A 14,327-nucleotide genomic window follows, 5' to 3' on the forward strand; every position below is an offset into this window, starting at 1 on the left:
AATCGTCTGTTGCTTGACAATAGTCCCCGAAGATTCGTTTTTCGAACTAATCTTGTAAAAAGCAGCGATTTCAAGAGCGTTCAGATTCGACGGTTTTGGCGACGGTATTTTTTCAATGATATTTATTTTTACTTCACGATATCAATCGGTTACATGGCCTGTCGATAATCGAGTGGGAGTGAGATTGCGGATGTTCAGCCGCTTTCCACCGTCCTGGCGCTAAGGCTCCGTTCAGGCCGTGGGCGATATTCCACGCGCCTGCCCAAATCCCGCCGCATTGATGCGCTTATGGCGGGCAGCGCGTTCGCCTGCTAGGCAACCCGCGCCTTATTCGAGGACAACCGCCGTGTCGCAATCCCCCATGCTTTCGCCCGACAGCGCCGACGACGCCCGGCTGCCCTTCTGGAAACGGTCGCATTACCTCGACCGGATGGACCTCAAGCAGCTGTCGGTCGCCTATTTCCAGCACTACACGATCATGGCCTATCTGGCGCTGACCGCGCTGTGCGTGGCGGCGTGGTTCGCCTATCCGGCCGCTGCGCTGGCGACGGCGGGATCGGTGCTGGCGGGCGTGGTGATCTACCCGCTGGTGTGGCACCTGCTGCACCAGTACGTGCTGCACGGACGCTGGATGTGGCGGTGGAAGGTGCTGGCCCCCACGTGGAAGCGCATCCATTACGATCACCACCAGGATCCCAACCATCTCGAGGTGCTGTTCGGCGCGCTGCACACCACGCTGCCCACGATCGCGCTGGCGACGCTGCCGGTCGGCTGGCTGATCGGCGGAGCCGGCGGGGCCGCCGCCGCGTTCGCCACCGGGCTGCTGACCACCTGCTATTACGAGTACATGCACTGCATCCAGCACCTGGCGTTCAAGCCCAAGTGGAAGTGGGTGCAGACGATGAAGCAGCGCCACGTCGAGCATCACTATTTCGACGAGGACGGCAATTTCGGCATCACCAACTATTTCTGGGACCGCGTGCTGGGCACGTATTACGAGAAGAAGGATCGGCCCAAGCGGTCGGCCACGGTGTTCAACCTGGGCTATGACGAAGAGGTCGCCAAGCGCTGGCCGTGGGTGAAGGAGCTTTCGGGCGGTATCGCCTCGGGCCACCCGCGCCGCCGCGCAATGGGCAAGGAAGCCGCTGGCGAACCGTCGCGCCATCCTGGCGCGGGAGCCTGACGGCGTGGTCACGGGGGGCAACGGTGCGGCCAGTGTCACGATCTCACCGGTCACGATTTCGCCGGTCGTCGGCAAGGGCGATCTCGCCGCGTTCATCGATATCGCCTTTCGGCTGAACGCGAGCGATCCCGCCTGGGTCCCGCCACTGCGCGCCGAGGTGAAGGAACTGCTCACCCCGGGCAAGAACCCGTTTTTCGAGCATGCCGACGTGCAACTGTTTCTGGCGCGGCGCGGCGCCGTGGTCGTCGGGCGGATTTCCGCGCATATCGATCATCTGGCGATCGCCATGCCGCCCGAACAGGGCATGGGTCCGGGCACCGGCAACTGGGGCATGCTCGAGGCCGAGGACCGCGAGGTGTCCGACGCGCTGATCGCGGTGGCGGAAGACTGGTTGCGACAGAAGGGCATGACCCGCGTGCTGGCGCCGCTCAGCATGTCGATCTGGGACGAGCCGGGCCTGCTGATCAAGGGCCACGATCACAGCCCGATGGTCATGATGGGGCATCACCTGCCGCATTACCAGGACTGGATCGAGGGCGAGGGCTATGCCCCGGCCAAGCTGCTGCTGACCTACGATCTCGACATCACCAAGCCGTTCCCGCCGCTGATCCAGCGCATCGTCGCCTCGGGCGAGAAGAACGCCAAGATCAAGGTGCGCCGCGTCGACCTGAAGAACTTCGACGCCGAGGCATCGACGATCCTGCACATCCTCAACGATGCCTGGGCCGATAACTGGGGCTTCGTGCCGATCACCGACAGCGAGATCGCCTATGTCGGCAAGAAGCTGAAACCGCTGGTGCGCGAGGATCTGGTGATGATCGCCGAGCTGGAGGGCGAGCCGGTGGCATTCATGATGACACTGCCCGATGCCAACCAGCCGATCAAGGCGATCAAGGGCAAGCTGTTTCCGTTCGGCTTCATCAAGCTGTTGTGGTGGCTGCGCAAGCCGACCGATGCCGCGGTGCGCGTGCCGCTGATGGGCGTGGTCAAGCGGCTGCAATCATCACGGCTGGCCAGTCAGCTGGCCTTCATGATGATCGAGTACATCAAGCGCGAAACGATCGCCAACTACAACGGAAAGCGGGCCGAGATCGGCTGGATCCTGGACGACAACCAGGGAATGGTCGCGATTGCCGATGCCATCGGCAGCAAGATCAACCGCGAGTACATGATCTACGAAAAACCGCTCTAGCCATCAGGCCGGACGCGGGAACCGTCCGGACCGCGTCGACGTTTCCGGTTTGATTTTTCTGGCATTTTGCCAGTGCCGGGAGCGATTGCGACTATGGCGACGCGACACAAGCCAGCAACGACCCCCTCGCTCGGCCGCGCGCTGATCGTCGAGGACGATGCCCTGCTGGCCATGACCATCGCCGATGCGCTGACCGATGGCGGCGCCACCAAGGCGGTGATCTGCCCCAGCGTGGCTGCGGCGCTGGGCGAGCTGGAACGGCTGCGCCCTGATGTGCTGGTGCTGGACGTTCACCTGGCCGATCGCGACGATGGCTGGACCCTGGCCGAGCTGGTCATCCAGCTTAGCCCCAAGCCGCCGATCATCGTGTTTTCGACCGGCTCGCCCGAGAATATCCCCGCCGCCGTCGCGGGGATGGGGCACGTGCTGGTCAAGCCGTTCCTGCCCGAGACGCTGGTCACGCTGGTGCGCGAACAGCAGCACCGGCCGGGCCTGTTTGCCCGCCTGCGCGGCAAGCTTTGAGACGCCGCGCGGCAGGCGCTGGAGCCCGATGACGTTGGCATGGCCGATCGTGGTCGAGCGTGCGAGGGACGCGCGCCAAAAAAAAGGCCTCCGCCGAGAAACTCGGAGGAGGCCTTTCGGGATCGTATCACCAGCCGCTTGGACGGGAGGGGGGGTCTCGGCGGTGACATGACAACAATGTTCCGCCCGGACTGCGGTTCCCGGGTCGGTGAAAATTTTTTCGATGCCGCGGAAAAATGCTCAGATGAATACGCGAGGCCGCAATTGCGGGGCTTCGGCCTGGGCAAAATCGCGCGCGGCGGCGATGTCGGGAATGCGGATTTCGTTGGGCGTCCACGCGATGAGGCCGGATCGCCGCAACGTTTGCAGGCTGCGATTGGTGTGGACCAGGCTCAGCCCCAGCATGTCGGCGATCTGCGTCTGCGTGATCGGCAGTGCCAGCACGCCGTCGGTCGCCATGCCGGTATCCATGCCGCGCTGGACCAAAAATACCGCCAGGTTGGCGATGCGTTCGCGCGCGTTGCGCTGGCCAAGCGACACGAGATGATCCTCCAGCGCCGCTTCTTCCTGCGCCGCCAGCCACGTAAGCTCGAACGACAGGCGCGGCAGCGTCGTCGCGAGTTCGAAAAATCGCTCGCGCTGGAACACGCACAGCCTGGCCGGGATCACGGCTTCCACCCCGTGGGCGACTTCCTCGTCGAACGCGCCCTGCAGGCCGACGAGATCGCCCGGAAACATGAAGTTCAGGATCTGGCGGCGTCCGTCCTCGAGCAGGCGGTAGCGCATCAGCACGCCGGCCAGGATCGTGTAGAGATGATCGCTGCGCCGCCCCTGCACCAGCAACTGCCCGCCGCGTTCCAGCTGGACCTCGCCCTGCTTGAACACCTCCATGAACGATATCTGGTCGGGATCGAGCGGTCGCAGCCCCTCGCACCCCAGCAGCGGGCATTGACTGCATGGTGTCGCCGCCGCAGCAGACCCGCTTCCCCTCATCTTCAATTTCCCTCGTGTCGCAATCCCCGGCGACTGCCCACACGAAAACGATTGTCGGCGCTATGTCAAATGTTGGCGAAGTGTGGTCTGCCATCCGCTAGGCGGCGGAACGGGGCTGCGCGGAAGGGACTTCACATGAACCATATTGGAAGACCGACCGTGCTCGTGCTCGAGGACAGCGTGCTGATCGCGATGGCGATCGAGGCGGCCATCGTCGAGCGCGGATTTCAGGTGGTGATGGCGGGAAGCCTTGCCGCTGCGCGCGAACGCCTGGCCGGGATGGTTCCGGCGGCTGCCGTGCTCGATCTCGACCTGCCCGACGGCACTTCGGTGGACCTGGGCCGCGAACTGCACGCCAGGGGCTGCATCGTCGCCATCGCGTCGGGGCATGACGGCGATGCGGCGCCGGCCGAGATCGGCTTTGCGCGCCACTTTTCCAAGCCGACCAACGCCGAAACCCTGGCAGCGTGGGTGGTCGAGGCGCTGGCCTGACAAACAACGGGCTCGCATGGCGGGCCTTGCATGATAGCGACACGATTGCATTTGGTTCGGGAACCGATTGCAGACTACATGCGTTTTGGTCCGCGTTGAGGGTCCTTGAAGGGGTTTAAATGTCGCTTGGCGCAAAGGTTGCAGTCAATCTCCCGTATCTTCGTCGTTATGCCCGCGCCCTTACCGGCAGCCAGGCGACCGGCGATGCGTTCGTTCGTGCCACGCTCGAGGCCGCCCTGGCGGACGAAAGCCTGCGCGATCTCATCGGCAAGGGCCGCTCGGAACTGTATCACGCGTTCAACCGCGTGTGGGCCAGCGCGTTCGTCGATACGTCGGATCATTCGGGCCTGCCCGACAGCGATTCGCACGAAGCCGCGGCAAATTCCCGCCTGTCGCAGATCACGCCGGTCAACCGGCAGGCGTTGCTGCTGACCACGCTGGAGGATTTCACGGTCGATGAGGCGGCGTTCATCATGGACCGCGACCCGGTCGAGGTTGCCGGGCTGGTGCAGGACGCCATCGCCGAGATCGATCGCGAATCGACCACCACCGTGCTGATCATCGAGGACGAGCCGCTGATCTCGATGCAGCTTGAGGACCTGGTCCGCTCGCTGGGTCACGAAGTCTGCGGCATGGCGGCCACGCGCAGCCAGGCGCGCGAGATCGTCGCGCAGCAGACGCCGGGGCTGGTGCTGGCCGATATCCAGCTGGCCGACGGCAGTTCGGGTCTCGACGCGGTGGACGACATCCTCAAGATCGAGTCCGTGCCGGTCATCTTCATCACCGCGTACCCTGAGCGGCTGCTGACCGGCGACCGGCCCGAGCCGACGTATCTGATCACCAAGCCGTTCCAGGAATCGACGGTGCGCGCGGCGATCAGCCAGGCCTTGTTCTTCGGATCGAGCCGCCCGCTGGACTGATTGCCGGCTTGCCGTGATACCAAAAGGGCCGCGATCGGATCGCGGCCCTTTTTCGTTCCGGTCCGTCGTGCGTCCCCCGGCTACTTGCCCGGCCGCAACGAGAAGCTGGACGGCTGGCGCACCGGAATGATCAGGCTGCAGCGCACGCCGCCTTCCTCGAAATGCAGGTCGACCGGGTTGCGCAGTTCGTGCGCGACGATCTTTTCAATGAGGTCGGTGCCGAAGCCGCGCTTGCGCGCCACCGACAGGTCGATCACCGGACCGTTGAGTTCGATCCATTCGATCCGCGCCAGATCCTGCGTGATCGGCCGCCAGCGGACGATGACCTTGCCTTCCAGCACGCTGAGCGCGCCATACTTGGCAGCGTTGGTCGCCAGTTCGTGGATCGCCAGGCCCAGCGACAGCGCATCGTTCGGCGCCAGTTCCACCGCCGGCCCATCGAGTTCGAGGTCGCGATCGGTATCGAGCGCATACGGCGCCATTTCCGCCTCGATCACCGCGCGGATCGGCGTGGTGCCCCATTCGGACTGGGTGAGCAGGTCGTGCGTGGCCGACAGCGCCCTGATCCGCCCTTCCAGGCTGTCGGCAAAGCTCTGCAGGTCGTTGGATCGGCGGCGAGTGAGCGCAATGATCGACAGCACGTTGGCGATCGTGTTCTTGACCCGGTGGTTCAGTTCGCGCGTCAGCGAATTGCGGATCGAGGATTGCTGCTCGAACCAGTTCAGCGCCAGCCGGTCTTCCGCGGCCTGTTGCGCCACCAGCCGCGCCAGCACCAGCAGCAGCGTGGCCACGAGCAGTCCGAACAACAGCGTCACCACCGACAGCATGCTGAGCGTGGGCGACGGTGGGGCCTCTACTTCGAGCAGCCAGCTACGGTGGGCCAGGTCGATCTCGCGCTTCACGATCTTGCCCGAATGGGCGCTGAGCGGCAGTTCGGCCATCAGGTTGCCGGGCGCGGCGCTCTGATCGTAAAGCCGGATGCCCACGCCGTCGAGCCGATCGGCGTCGATCGAGGACCGGAGGAAACGTTCGGCGTTGAACGGACTGTAGACGAAGCCCTTGATGTCCCTGCTGGCTGGGTTGGCGTTCGCAGAGTTGGTGTTCATCGCATAGACCGGCATGAAGATCAGGAACCCGGGCGCCCCGCTGGTCTTGCCTTCCTGTACCAGCGTCACTTTGCCCGATGCCGTGGGCCTGCCGTCGCGAAGCGCCTGCAGCATTGCATCGCGGCGGACCGGTTCGGAAAACAGGTTGTAGCCCAGCGCGCGCCGGTTGCGGGGGGTATCTGGCTGGATATAGACCACCGGCACGGCATAGGCGTGGTCTGCCGCCGGCCCGGGATGGACGGTGAAGTCCTTCATACCCATCGTGCGCATCGCGCCTTCCAGCATCGGGATATCGCGCCGCTCCACGCGCATCGCCCAGCCGATCCCTTCGGCGCCGAGCAGATTGCCATCGAGCCGCAGCTGGCCGACGAACGTCTGGAACAGCGGCGCCGCGACAACCTGCTGGGTGGCGAACAGCGCCGCACCCGATCGCAGGTACGTGGCATTGGCAGTGGCGCGCCGTTCCAGCGACGAGGCGATCGACTGCGCGGTCTGGCCAAGCTGGGCACTGGCGCGCTGCGCCTCGGCGCGCTCGATCGCAAACACGCTGAGCAGCGTGACCAGCATGGTGAGCACGAAAATGCCCACTGGCAACGCGCGCGGATAGCGTTCGTACCAGCGTGGCGCATGGTCCTGCGGTGCAAAGAGCGAGTCCATCGCGGCGTGCCCTCCCCCCGCTTGATCGTCGACGTGCCTGGAAATCGCGCCCCGGGCGCCAATTGCCGATTGTGATTGGCTTTTTCAGGAACTCAATAGCGTTGTTTTCGTTCCACACCTGAAATGCGCCGGTTCTGGCGTGCGATCTCGCACATCGTCCGGCGACGCAATGAATGGTTATCGCTTCGCGAATTGGCTTGCGCCGCGCTGTCGATCCCGCAATCCGGGTGGATTGTGATCGGGGCGCGATTGGACGGGAACTCATGGGGGAAGGCAAATCGAAGCGGATGGCCAAGGATAAAAGGAAAAGCCCCGTGGTAAAGCAAGGCCAGGACACTGGCGCCCCGAACGCGCCCGAATGGGCCGCCGGCTTGCGGCGACTCTACGATGCGGTGGTGGAAGAACCGCTGCCCGACAGTTTCTCGCAATTGCTGGAGCAGTTGGACCGGAACGGCGAAAGCTGATGGCCGATGCCCCCGGCCCTTCGGCCTCCGTCGCTTTCAAGCGTGAGCTGACGCAAGTCATCCCGCATCTGCGCGCGTTTGCGCGCGGACTGTGCGGTCGCCCCGACATGGCGGACGATCTCGTGCAGGAAACGCTGCTCAAAGCCTGGGCCGCGCAAGAGCGGTTCGAGCCTGGCACGAGCATGCGCGCATGGACCTTCGTGATCCTGCGCAACGCCTACCTCACCGACATGCGCCGCAACCGCTTTCGCGCCGATTATGACGAGACGGTGGCCGAACGCATCCTGGTCGCCCCGGCGGCGCAGGAAGGACCGCTGCACTTGTCCGACATGCACCGCGCGTTGCTCACCCTGCCGCCCGAACGGCGCGAGGCGCTGTTGCTGGTGGGTGCCGGCGGGTTCAGCTACGAAGAGGCCGCGCAGATCTGCCAGTGCGCCGTCGGCACGATCAAGAGCCGCGTCGGTCGCGCCCGCGCCGCGCTGACCGCGATGATGGACAGCGGCGCGCTGCCCCGGCGCAGCACCGAGGATGCCGTGGCGCACGACGCGATCATGGACGAACTCGACTCCACGGTTCAGGCCGGGTCGGAATAAGCACGGTCCGGCGGCACGGCGCCGCTGCGCCGGAACTGTTGCCTGCCGCCGCCGTTGCCAGGACAGACCCTGATGGAGTTATGCCATGAGCACCGATCCCAAGACCGCCGAAAAGGGCGAAGGCAACTACAAGGCCACGCGCGATTACAACGAGCGGACCGAGCATTTCCTCGATGAAAACGGCAACAAGGTCGAAAGTCTTGCCAAAGACGCCGCCAAGGCGCTCGACGGCAAGGAAGGCGACGAACTGCGCAAGGCCGAAAGCGAAGGCAAGTCGCACGCCAAGTCCTGAACGCGCCCACAGACCCGCCATCCGGCAATGCGCTGGCGTGGCCTCGCGCTGCCGCAAACCGACCTTGCACGACGGCAGGGGGCTTGATCCCCTGCCGGCTCGCCGCCACAACGGCCAACCCTGGCAGCTGCGAGCATAGCGATGGACCAAGTCAGCACGGAACCGGCCAGCCGGCATGATGATCCGGCCAGCCGGGATGCGGGCGACGGTACCGCTTCGATTGCCGTTCCGCCCGAACCGGGCACCGATCCGCAGTCCCGGCTGATCTCCGCGCTGGTCCTGATGCTGGGCTTCGCGCTGTTTCTGGCGATGCCGTTCGTGCTGTCGGTGGGATCGGTCGTATTCCTGCCCCCGGTGACGGCGGTGATCTTCACGATCGTGCTTTCGCCACTGGCCGATCGGTTCATCCGGATCGGATTGCCGAATGTCCTTGCATCGTTCGTGGCGGTGATGGTCATGATCGGGGTGGTGGTGATCGCGCTCTCGCTGATCCTGCAACCGGCCTACGACATGGTCGATCAGTTCCCCTCGCTGGTCCAGCAAGTGGGCAACCGCTTTGTCGAACTGCGCACCAGCTTTACCTGGATCAACGACATCAACCGCCAGATCGCGCGGTTTTCCGGCCACACCGCGCACGAAGTCGTGCTGGCGTCGCCATCGGTGATCGAACAGGTCGCGTTCGCGACCCCCACGGTGGTGCTCGAAGCGCTGCTGACGCTGCTGATGACGTTCTTCATGATCGAATCGCGCATCCGCATGAAACGGCGTTTGCTGCTCGACCGGCACAGCTTCGGCGCCAGCCTGCGCGTGGCCCGCGTGATGCGCGACGTGCAGGATCGCGTCGCCTCGTACATCCTGACCGTGGCGCAGATCAATCTGGTGGTCGGCGTGATCGTGGCGCTGGGTGCGTGGGCGTTCGGGCTCACCGCTCCGATCATGTGGGGCGGACTGGCGTTCGCGCTCAACTTCCTGCCCTATCTTGGGCCACTGACCATGCTGGGCTTGCTCGGCATGATCGGGCTGGGCACGGCGCAATCGGTGTTGGTCGGACTGCTGCCGATGCTGGCCTTTCTGGGGCTGCATGCCATCGAATCGAACGCGGTCACGCCGTCGATCCTGGGCGCGCGGTTCACCGTGAACCCGGTCGCGATCCTGCTGGCGATCAGTTATTTCTCGTGGATCTGGGGCGTAGTTGGGGCGCTGCTGTCGGTGCCGATCCTGATCACCCTGACCGCCCTGTTCGAGCATCTCGCCCGCCCCAACATCATCGGCTTCCTGTTCGGCGAAGCGCTGTTCGAACCGCCGGCACAGTCGTTCGAAAACGAGTTCCAGTCGGGCTTTTAGCGTTCTGACACGTGCGGCACCGGCCCACGTCGGACCGATGCCGCATCGCTCAAATAGGCAATCGTTCAGGCAGGATACGTCCAGGCGGAACCGCGCGCCATGTTTTCGGCCGCAAAGTCCCACGCCAGATGCTGCGCGATGACCGCCTTCAGATAATCGGGTCGCAAGTTCTTGTGGTCGAGATAATAGGCGTGCTCCCACAAGTCGATCACCAGCAGCGGGTTGGCGTCACCCGTGGCGAACGTGGCCGCATCGTGCGTCTGTTCGACCGCCAGCTTGGCACCGTGCGCCACCAGCCACACCCAGCCCGAGGCGAAGTGATCCGCGCCTTGCGTCGCGATTTCGGTGTGCAGCGCCTCGAGCGAGCCGAACGAGGCGTCGATCGCGGTGGCGAGATCGCCCGACGGAGCCTGCACCTTGGGCGACAGGCTCATCCAGTAGAACCCGTGGTTCCATGCTTGCGCAGCGTTGTTGAACAGCTTCCTGTCGTCCTTGGCCTTGGCTGCGGCGATGATCTGTTCGAGGCTGGCATCGGCGAGGTCGCCGCCTGCGATCGCGGCGGTGGTCTTGTCGACATAAGCCTTGTGATGCTTGCCGTGATGGGTGCGCAGCGTCTCGGTGGAGATGGCCGGGGCCAGCGCGTCTTCGGCATAGGGCAATGGAAGAAGTTTGATCGGCATGGGTTTTCCAACTAGATGAGGGGTTCCTCGAGCAAACGGTCAGACAGGGCGTTGGTTGCAAGGCGTGGCCGCATTGGTCGCACCACGAGCACAGGTGATGCGGATGGCATTGGAGATGGCGATCGCCGTCGATATCGAAAGCAGCGAATTCGTCCGCACCATCGGGCCGCTTTCGGGTACGCTGATGGCATCGATGCTCGACCAGTCGAGCGACTGCGTGAAAATCCTCGACGCGGACGGTCGGCTGACCTTCATGAACCGCCAGGGCCGCTGCAGCCTGGAGATCGACGATTTCTGCGCGGTCGCCGGCCAGCGCTGGGACACGATCTGGCCCGAAGAAGCTCGTCCGCAGGTCAACGCCGCGATCGTGGACGCCCAGGCGGGCAAACAAAGCCGGTTCGAGGCATTCTGCCCCAGCGCCAAGGGCAGCGCCCGCTGGTGGGACGTGTCGGTCTCGCCGGTGTCGGGGCCCGACGGCACATTGTCTGCGATCATCTCGATCTCGCGCGATGTCACCGACCGGCACGTGGCCGATGAGGCCATGGCCACAATGGCGCAGGAAATGCGCCATCGCCTGCGCAACGCCTACGCCATTGCCGGCGCGATCACGCTGGCCAGCGGGCGCGAGGAGCCCGAACACGCCGACTTCGCCCGGTCGCTGGCGCAACGGTTTGCCACGCTGGCGATCGCGCAGTCCAAGCTGATCGACGGCGGCGGCGCGGAATCGCTGGGCGAACTGATCGAGGCGCTGGTCCAGCCGTTCGACCATGGTCGCGGCCTGTTCACGATCGCCCCGATCGCACCGCTGACGCTGACCGAGCAGGACGCGCGGCTGGTGGCACTGGTCGTGGCCGAACTGTGCACCAACAGCCTCAAGCACGGCGCGCTGGGCCAGGACCGCGCGATCGCGATTGCCGTGACGTGCGAACCCACCGCCACACCCGACCACACCCGCATCGCGATCGACTGGCGCGAGGCGCTGCAGGGCGAAACGCAGGAAAGCGTCCAAGGCAGCGGCCAGGGCCTGATGAAGCGGATGGCCATGGCGCACGGCGGCAGCTTCCAGCTGACGTTCGGCCCCGATGTGCTGCACGCGCGGCTGGAACTGGCCGAGCACTGACCCGCATCGGGCGCAAGGCCTCAATCGGGAGCTGAAATCCCCCGATCGACCGCCGCCGTAACCGCCACGTCCATCGTCACGTTGCCCAGCGTGCGCATCAGGTCGGGCAGGATTTCGACCGCCACCAGCAACGCCAGCGGCCCGACCGGAACGCCCATCGCCAGCGCGATCGGGCCGATCGACGAGACGAAGCTGATCGCGCCCGGCAGGCTGACCGCGCCCAGCGTGGTCAGCGTCGCCACGGCGAACCCTGCAAACAGCGTGCCGGGCGTCAGCGGCACGCCGAACCATTTGGCGACGTAGATCGCCACCGCCAGATTCATCGCCGGGCCGGTGGCGCGGAACAGCGCGACCGCCAGCGGCAGCACGAAGTCGGCGGTCGTTTCGCGCAAGCCCAGCTTGCGGCAGGTCGCCAGCATCGCCGGAAGTGTCGCCAGCGAGGACTGCGTCGACAGCGCCAGTGCCTGCGCCGGCAACATCGCGCGGGCGAATTCGGGCAGCGAGCGCCGCCCGCCCAGCACCGCCACGACATACGCCGCGACCAGCACCACGGTGCCGACCAGCGTCACCACCAGCACATAATGCGCCAGTGCGCCGATGGCCGCCGCGCCGCTTTTGGCCGCAACCGACAGGCTGAGCGCGAACACGCCGACCGGGGCCGCTGCCAGCACCCAGCCGATCACCACCAGCATCGCGCCTGCCATCGCTTCGAAAAACAGCGAAAGTGCTACACGCTGGGCAGTGACCAATCGCGTGGTTGCCAGCGCAAACACCGATACGAACAGGATCAGCGGCAACATCGCATCGCCCGCCGCCGCCGCGATCACGTTGCTGGGCACGATCGAGCGGAGGAATTCGGACAGCCCCGGCACCGTGGTGGCCGCGCCTTGCGCCAGCCCGCCGCGCAGCGCCTCTGCCGCCGTGCCCGGGATCGGCACCAGCGCAATCAGCATCGGGGTGCCGATCAGCGCCATCGCGGCGCCGCCCGCCAGCAGCGCAAAGAACCAGCCCAGGCAGCGCCGCGCCAGTGCTCCGGCCCGCGCCGCCGCCACGGTCTGGACAATCCCGGTGAACAGCAGTGCGGCGACCAGCGGCACGATCGTGGCCTGCAGCGCCTGCAGCCACAGCGCGCCGACCGGCCCCGCCACGGCCAGCACCGGCGCCAGCGTGGCGGGCGCAGCGAACGCCAGTGCCAGCCCGATACTTAGCCCCGCCACAAGCGCCCCCAGCGTCCAGCCCGCCGGCACTTGCGCGATCGCCGGCAGCGGAGATGCGGCAGGTGCAGCCGGATCGGACGAAAATGGCGGATCGTTAATCGGTTGGTTCATCTGGCGGTGACTTTAATGGTGTAGGGCGCCATGGCAATGTAGGACCGGCATCAACGTCGGAACACTGCATCGGGTTTCGCAACAGGGACGAGAGCTTTCAGCATGGCGCGCAAATTCTTCGGCACCGATGGCATCCGCGGCCGCACCAACGCCGGCGTGATGACCGCCGCCACCGCGATGAAAGTCGGGCAGGCTGCGGGCACCTATTTCCTGCGCGGCAACCACCGCCACCGCGTGGTGATCGGCAAGGACACCCGGCTTTCGGGCTACATGATGGAAAGCGCGATGGTGGCCGGGTTCACCAGCGTGGGGATGGACGTGGTGCTGCTGGGGCCGATGCCCACGCCCGCCGTTGCGATGCTCACCCGCTCGATGCGCGCGGACCTTGGCGTGATGATCTCGGCCAGCCACAACCCGTTCGAGGACAACGGCATCAAGCTGTTCGGCCCGGACGGGTACAAGCTGTCCGACAAGGACGAACTGGCGATCGAGGCGCTGCTGGGCGAAGAGCTGGATCTGGTCGATGCCAGCGAGATCGGCCGCGCGCGGCGGATCGACGATGCGCGCGGGCGCTACATCCACGCGGTCAAGGCCTCGCTGCCCGACGACATCCGGCTCGACGGGCTGCGGCTGGTGGTCGACTGCGCCAACGGCGCCGCCTATCACGTCACCCCGTCGGCGCTGTGGGAACTGGGCGCCGAAGTGATCACGCTGGGGGTCGAGCCCAATGGCAAGAACATCAACCTCAACGTCGGATCGACGCACCTGAACGCGATCAAGGCCAAAGTGCTGGAAACGCGCGCCGACATCGGCATCGCGCTGGATGGCGACGCCGACCGGCTGATCGTGGTCGATGAAAAGGGCCAGACGGTCGATGGCGACCAGATCATGGCGCTCATCGGCAGCCAGCTGGCCGCGCGCGGTGAACTCCGCGGCGGCGGCGTGGTGGCCACGGTGATGTCGAACCTGGGGCTGGAACGCTTCCTCAACGGCCAGGGCCTGGACCTTGTGCGCAGCGCGGTGGGCGATCGCTACGTGCTCGAGAAAATGCGCAGCGGCGGCTACAATGTCGGCGGCGAACAGTCGGGCCACATGATCCTGACCGACCACGCCACCACTGGCGACGGCACGATTGCCGCGCTGCAGGTGCTGGCCGCGCTGGTCACCGCGAAAAAGCCGGCGAGCGAGTTGCTCCACTTGTTCGATGCGGTGCCGCAACTGCTCAAGAACGTTCGCTTCTCGGGCGGAAAGCCGCTGGAGGCCGACAGCGTCAAGAAAGTCATCGCCGATGCCGAAGGTGCGCTTGCCGGGCGGGGCCGCCTGGTGATCCGTCCTTCGGGCACCGAACCCGTCATCCGCGTGATGGCCGAAGGCGACGATGCCGCCGAAGTGCAGCAGGTGGTCGACACGATCTGCGACGCCGTGCGCAAAGCCGCGTAAG

Annotated in this window: 15 protein-coding genes; 11 read left to right on the forward strand and 4 right to left on the reverse strand. The window is 65.4% G+C overall.

Annotated elements, in window-relative coordinates:
• Nucleotides 1-361: 361 nt before the first annotated feature.
• From NL2_RS01450 to NL2_RS01460, 3 genes are all read left to right on the forward strand, one after another.
• Nucleotides 362-1,183 (forward strand): sterol desaturase family protein, encoded by an 822-nt coding sequence (locus NL2_RS01450; protein WP_068070985.1) that lies wholly within the window; start codon nucleotides 362-364, stop codon nucleotides 1,181-1,183.
• Between the two features lie 4 nt (nucleotides 1,184-1,187).
• Nucleotides 1,188-2,375, forward strand: coding sequence for an N-acetyltransferase (locus tag NL2_RS01455; protein WP_245647522.1), 1,188 nt, complete (start codon nucleotides 1,188-1,190; stop codon nucleotides 2,373-2,375).
• Between the two features lie 93 nt (nucleotides 2,376-2,468).
• Complete coding sequence (locus tag NL2_RS01460) at nucleotides 2,469-2,897, forward strand: response regulator (RefSeq protein ID WP_068070987.1); 429 nt, start codon at nucleotides 2,469-2,471, stop codon at nucleotides 2,895-2,897.
• A gap of 240 nt (nucleotides 2,898-3,137) precedes the next feature.
• On the opposite strand, the gene NL2_RS01465 is transcribed toward NL2_RS01460, so the two are convergent.
• A complete protein-coding gene (locus NL2_RS01465) occupies nucleotides 3,138-3,890 on the reverse strand; it encodes a Crp/Fnr family transcriptional regulator (RefSeq protein ID WP_084355781.1) in 753 nt (250 codons plus the stop codon).
• A 135-nt stretch (nucleotides 3,891-4,025) separates the two neighbouring features.
• On the opposite strand from NL2_RS01465, the gene NL2_RS21335 reads away from it, so the two are divergent.
• Together NL2_RS21335 and NL2_RS01475 are read left to right on the forward strand one after the other, a co-directional pair.
• Nucleotides 4,026-4,382, forward strand: a complete 357-nt coding sequence (locus NL2_RS21335; RefSeq protein WP_169799448.1) for a response regulator — start codon at nucleotides 4,026-4,028, stop codon at nucleotides 4,380-4,382.
• Between the two features lie 119 nt (nucleotides 4,383-4,501).
• Nucleotides 4,502-5,302, forward strand: coding sequence for a response regulator (locus NL2_RS01475; RefSeq protein ID WP_068070993.1), 801 nt, complete (start codon nucleotides 4,502-4,504; stop codon nucleotides 5,300-5,302).
• Between the two features lie 80 nt (nucleotides 5,303-5,382).
• Here NL2_RS01475 and NL2_RS01480 read toward each other — a convergent pair whose 3' ends face one another.
• Complete coding sequence (locus tag NL2_RS01480; RefSeq protein WP_068070995.1) at nucleotides 5,383-7,065, reverse strand: CHASE domain-containing protein; 1,683 nt, start codon at nucleotides 7,063-7,065, stop codon at nucleotides 5,383-5,385.
• Nucleotides 7,066-7,238: 173 nt separating this feature from the next.
• Between NL2_RS01480 and NL2_RS21565 the strand changes: the two genes are divergently transcribed.
• The 4 genes from NL2_RS21565 to NL2_RS01500 all read left to right on the forward strand — a co-directional run bounded on the left by NL2_RS21565 (nucleotide 7,239) and on the right by NL2_RS01500 (nucleotide 9,758).
• Nucleotides 7,239-7,529: a NepR family anti-sigma factor gene (locus NL2_RS21565; protein WP_157082979.1), complete on the forward strand. Its 291-nt coding sequence runs from the start codon at nucleotides 7,239-7,241 to the stop codon at nucleotides 7,527-7,529.
• On the forward strand, nucleotides 7,529-8,122 hold the full coding sequence (locus NL2_RS01490) for a sigma-70 family RNA polymerase sigma factor (RefSeq protein WP_068070999.1): 594 nt from the start codon (nucleotides 7,529-7,531) through the stop codon (nucleotides 8,120-8,122). The genes NL2_RS21565 and NL2_RS01490 overlap by 1 nt, the downstream gene beginning before the upstream one ends.
• An 85-nt stretch (nucleotides 8,123-8,207) precedes the next feature.
• On the forward strand, nucleotides 8,208-8,414 hold the full coding sequence (locus tag NL2_RS01495; protein WP_068071001.1) for a hypothetical protein: 207 nt from the start codon (nucleotides 8,208-8,210) through the stop codon (nucleotides 8,412-8,414).
• A gap of 141 nt (nucleotides 8,415-8,555) precedes the next feature.
• A complete protein-coding gene (locus NL2_RS01500; protein WP_084355782.1) occupies nucleotides 8,556-9,758 on the forward strand; it encodes an AI-2E family transporter in 1,203 nt (400 codons plus the stop codon).
• Between the two features lie 65 nt (nucleotides 9,759-9,823).
• On the opposite strand, the gene NL2_RS01505 is transcribed toward NL2_RS01500, so the two are convergent.
• A complete protein-coding gene (locus tag NL2_RS01505; RefSeq protein WP_068071003.1) occupies nucleotides 9,824-10,438 on the reverse strand; it encodes a superoxide dismutase in 615 nt (204 codons plus the stop codon).
• Between the two features lie 97 nt (nucleotides 10,439-10,535).
• On the opposite strand from NL2_RS01505, the gene NL2_RS01510 reads away from it, so the two are divergent.
• Complete coding sequence (locus NL2_RS01510; RefSeq protein WP_068071005.1) at nucleotides 10,536-11,558, forward strand: PAS domain-containing protein; 1,023 nt, start codon at nucleotides 10,536-10,538, stop codon at nucleotides 11,556-11,558.
• 20 nt (nucleotides 11,559-11,578) lie between these two features.
• Here the strand turns inward: NL2_RS01510 and NL2_RS01515 are convergent, their stop codons facing one another.
• Nucleotides 11,579-12,886 carry a dicarboxylate/amino acid:cation symporter gene (locus NL2_RS01515; protein WP_068071006.1) on the reverse strand — a complete coding sequence of 436 codons (1,308 nt, stop codon included), beginning with the start codon at nucleotides 12,884-12,886 and terminating at the stop codon, nucleotides 11,579-11,581.
• A 102-nt stretch (nucleotides 12,887-12,988) separates the two neighbouring features.
• Between NL2_RS01515 and glmM the strand changes: the two genes are divergently transcribed.
• The gene (gene glmM / locus NL2_RS01520; RefSeq protein ID WP_068071007.1) at nucleotides 12,989-14,326 is read left to right on the forward strand and encodes a phosphoglucosamine mutase; all 1,338 of its coding nucleotides are present in this window, start codon (nucleotides 12,989-12,991) and stop codon (nucleotides 14,324-14,326) included.
• Nucleotide 14,327 lies beyond the last annotated feature (1 nt).

The sequence above is a fragment of the Novosphingobium lentum NBRC 107847 genome, assembly GCF_001590965.1.
Classification (GTDB): domain Bacteria; phylum Pseudomonadota; class Alphaproteobacteria; order Sphingomonadales; family Sphingomonadaceae; genus Novosphingobium; species Novosphingobium lentum.

Bases quoted from the DNA above. Each gene is read 5' to 3' on its own strand.
- NL2_RS01495 (WP_068071001.1), top strand. From the start codon at position 8,208: ATGAGCACCGATCCCAAGACCGCCGAAAAGGGCGAAGGCAACTACAAG.
- NL2_RS01480 (WP_068070995.1), bottom strand. From the start codon at position 7,065: ATGGACTCGCTCTTTGCACCGCAGGACCATGCGCCACGCTGGTACGAA.
- NL2_RS01460 (WP_068070987.1), top strand. From the start codon at position 2,469: ATGGCGACGCGACACAAGCCAGCAACGACCCCCTCGCTCGGCCGCGCG.
- glmM (WP_068071007.1), top strand. From the start codon at position 12,989: ATGGCGCGCAAATTCTTCGGCACCGATGGCATCCGCGGCCGCACCAAC.
- NL2_RS21565 (WP_157082979.1), top strand. From the start codon at position 7,239: ATGGTTATCGCTTCGCGAATTGGCTTGCGCCGCGCTGTCGATCCCGCA.
- NL2_RS01465 (WP_084355781.1), bottom strand. From the start codon at position 3,890: ATGAGGGGAAGCGGGTCTGCTGCGGCGGCGACACCATGCAGTCAATGC.
- NL2_RS01450 (WP_068070985.1), top strand. From the start codon at position 362: ATGCTTTCGCCCGACAGCGCCGACGACGCCCGGCTGCCCTTCTGGAAA.
- NL2_RS21335 (WP_169799448.1), top strand. From the start codon at position 4,026: ATGAACCATATTGGAAGACCGACCGTGCTCGTGCTCGAGGACAGCGTG.
- NL2_RS01515 (WP_068071006.1), bottom strand. From the start codon at position 12,886: ATGAACCAACCGATTAACGATCCGCCATTTTCGTCCGATCCGGCTGCA.
- NL2_RS01490 (WP_068070999.1), top strand. From the start codon at position 7,529: ATGGCCGATGCCCCCGGCCCTTCGGCCTCCGTCGCTTTCAAGCGTGAG.
- NL2_RS01475 (WP_068070993.1), top strand. From the start codon at position 4,502: ATGTCGCTTGGCGCAAAGGTTGCAGTCAATCTCCCGTATCTTCGTCGT.
- NL2_RS01500 (WP_084355782.1), top strand. From the start codon at position 8,556: ATGGACCAAGTCAGCACGGAACCGGCCAGCCGGCATGATGATCCGGCC.
- NL2_RS01505 (WP_068071003.1), bottom strand. From the start codon at position 10,438: ATGCCGATCAAACTTCTTCCATTGCCCTATGCCGAAGACGCGCTGGCC.
- NL2_RS01510 (WP_068071005.1), top strand. From the start codon at position 10,536: ATGCGGATGGCATTGGAGATGGCGATCGCCGTCGATATCGAAAGCAGC.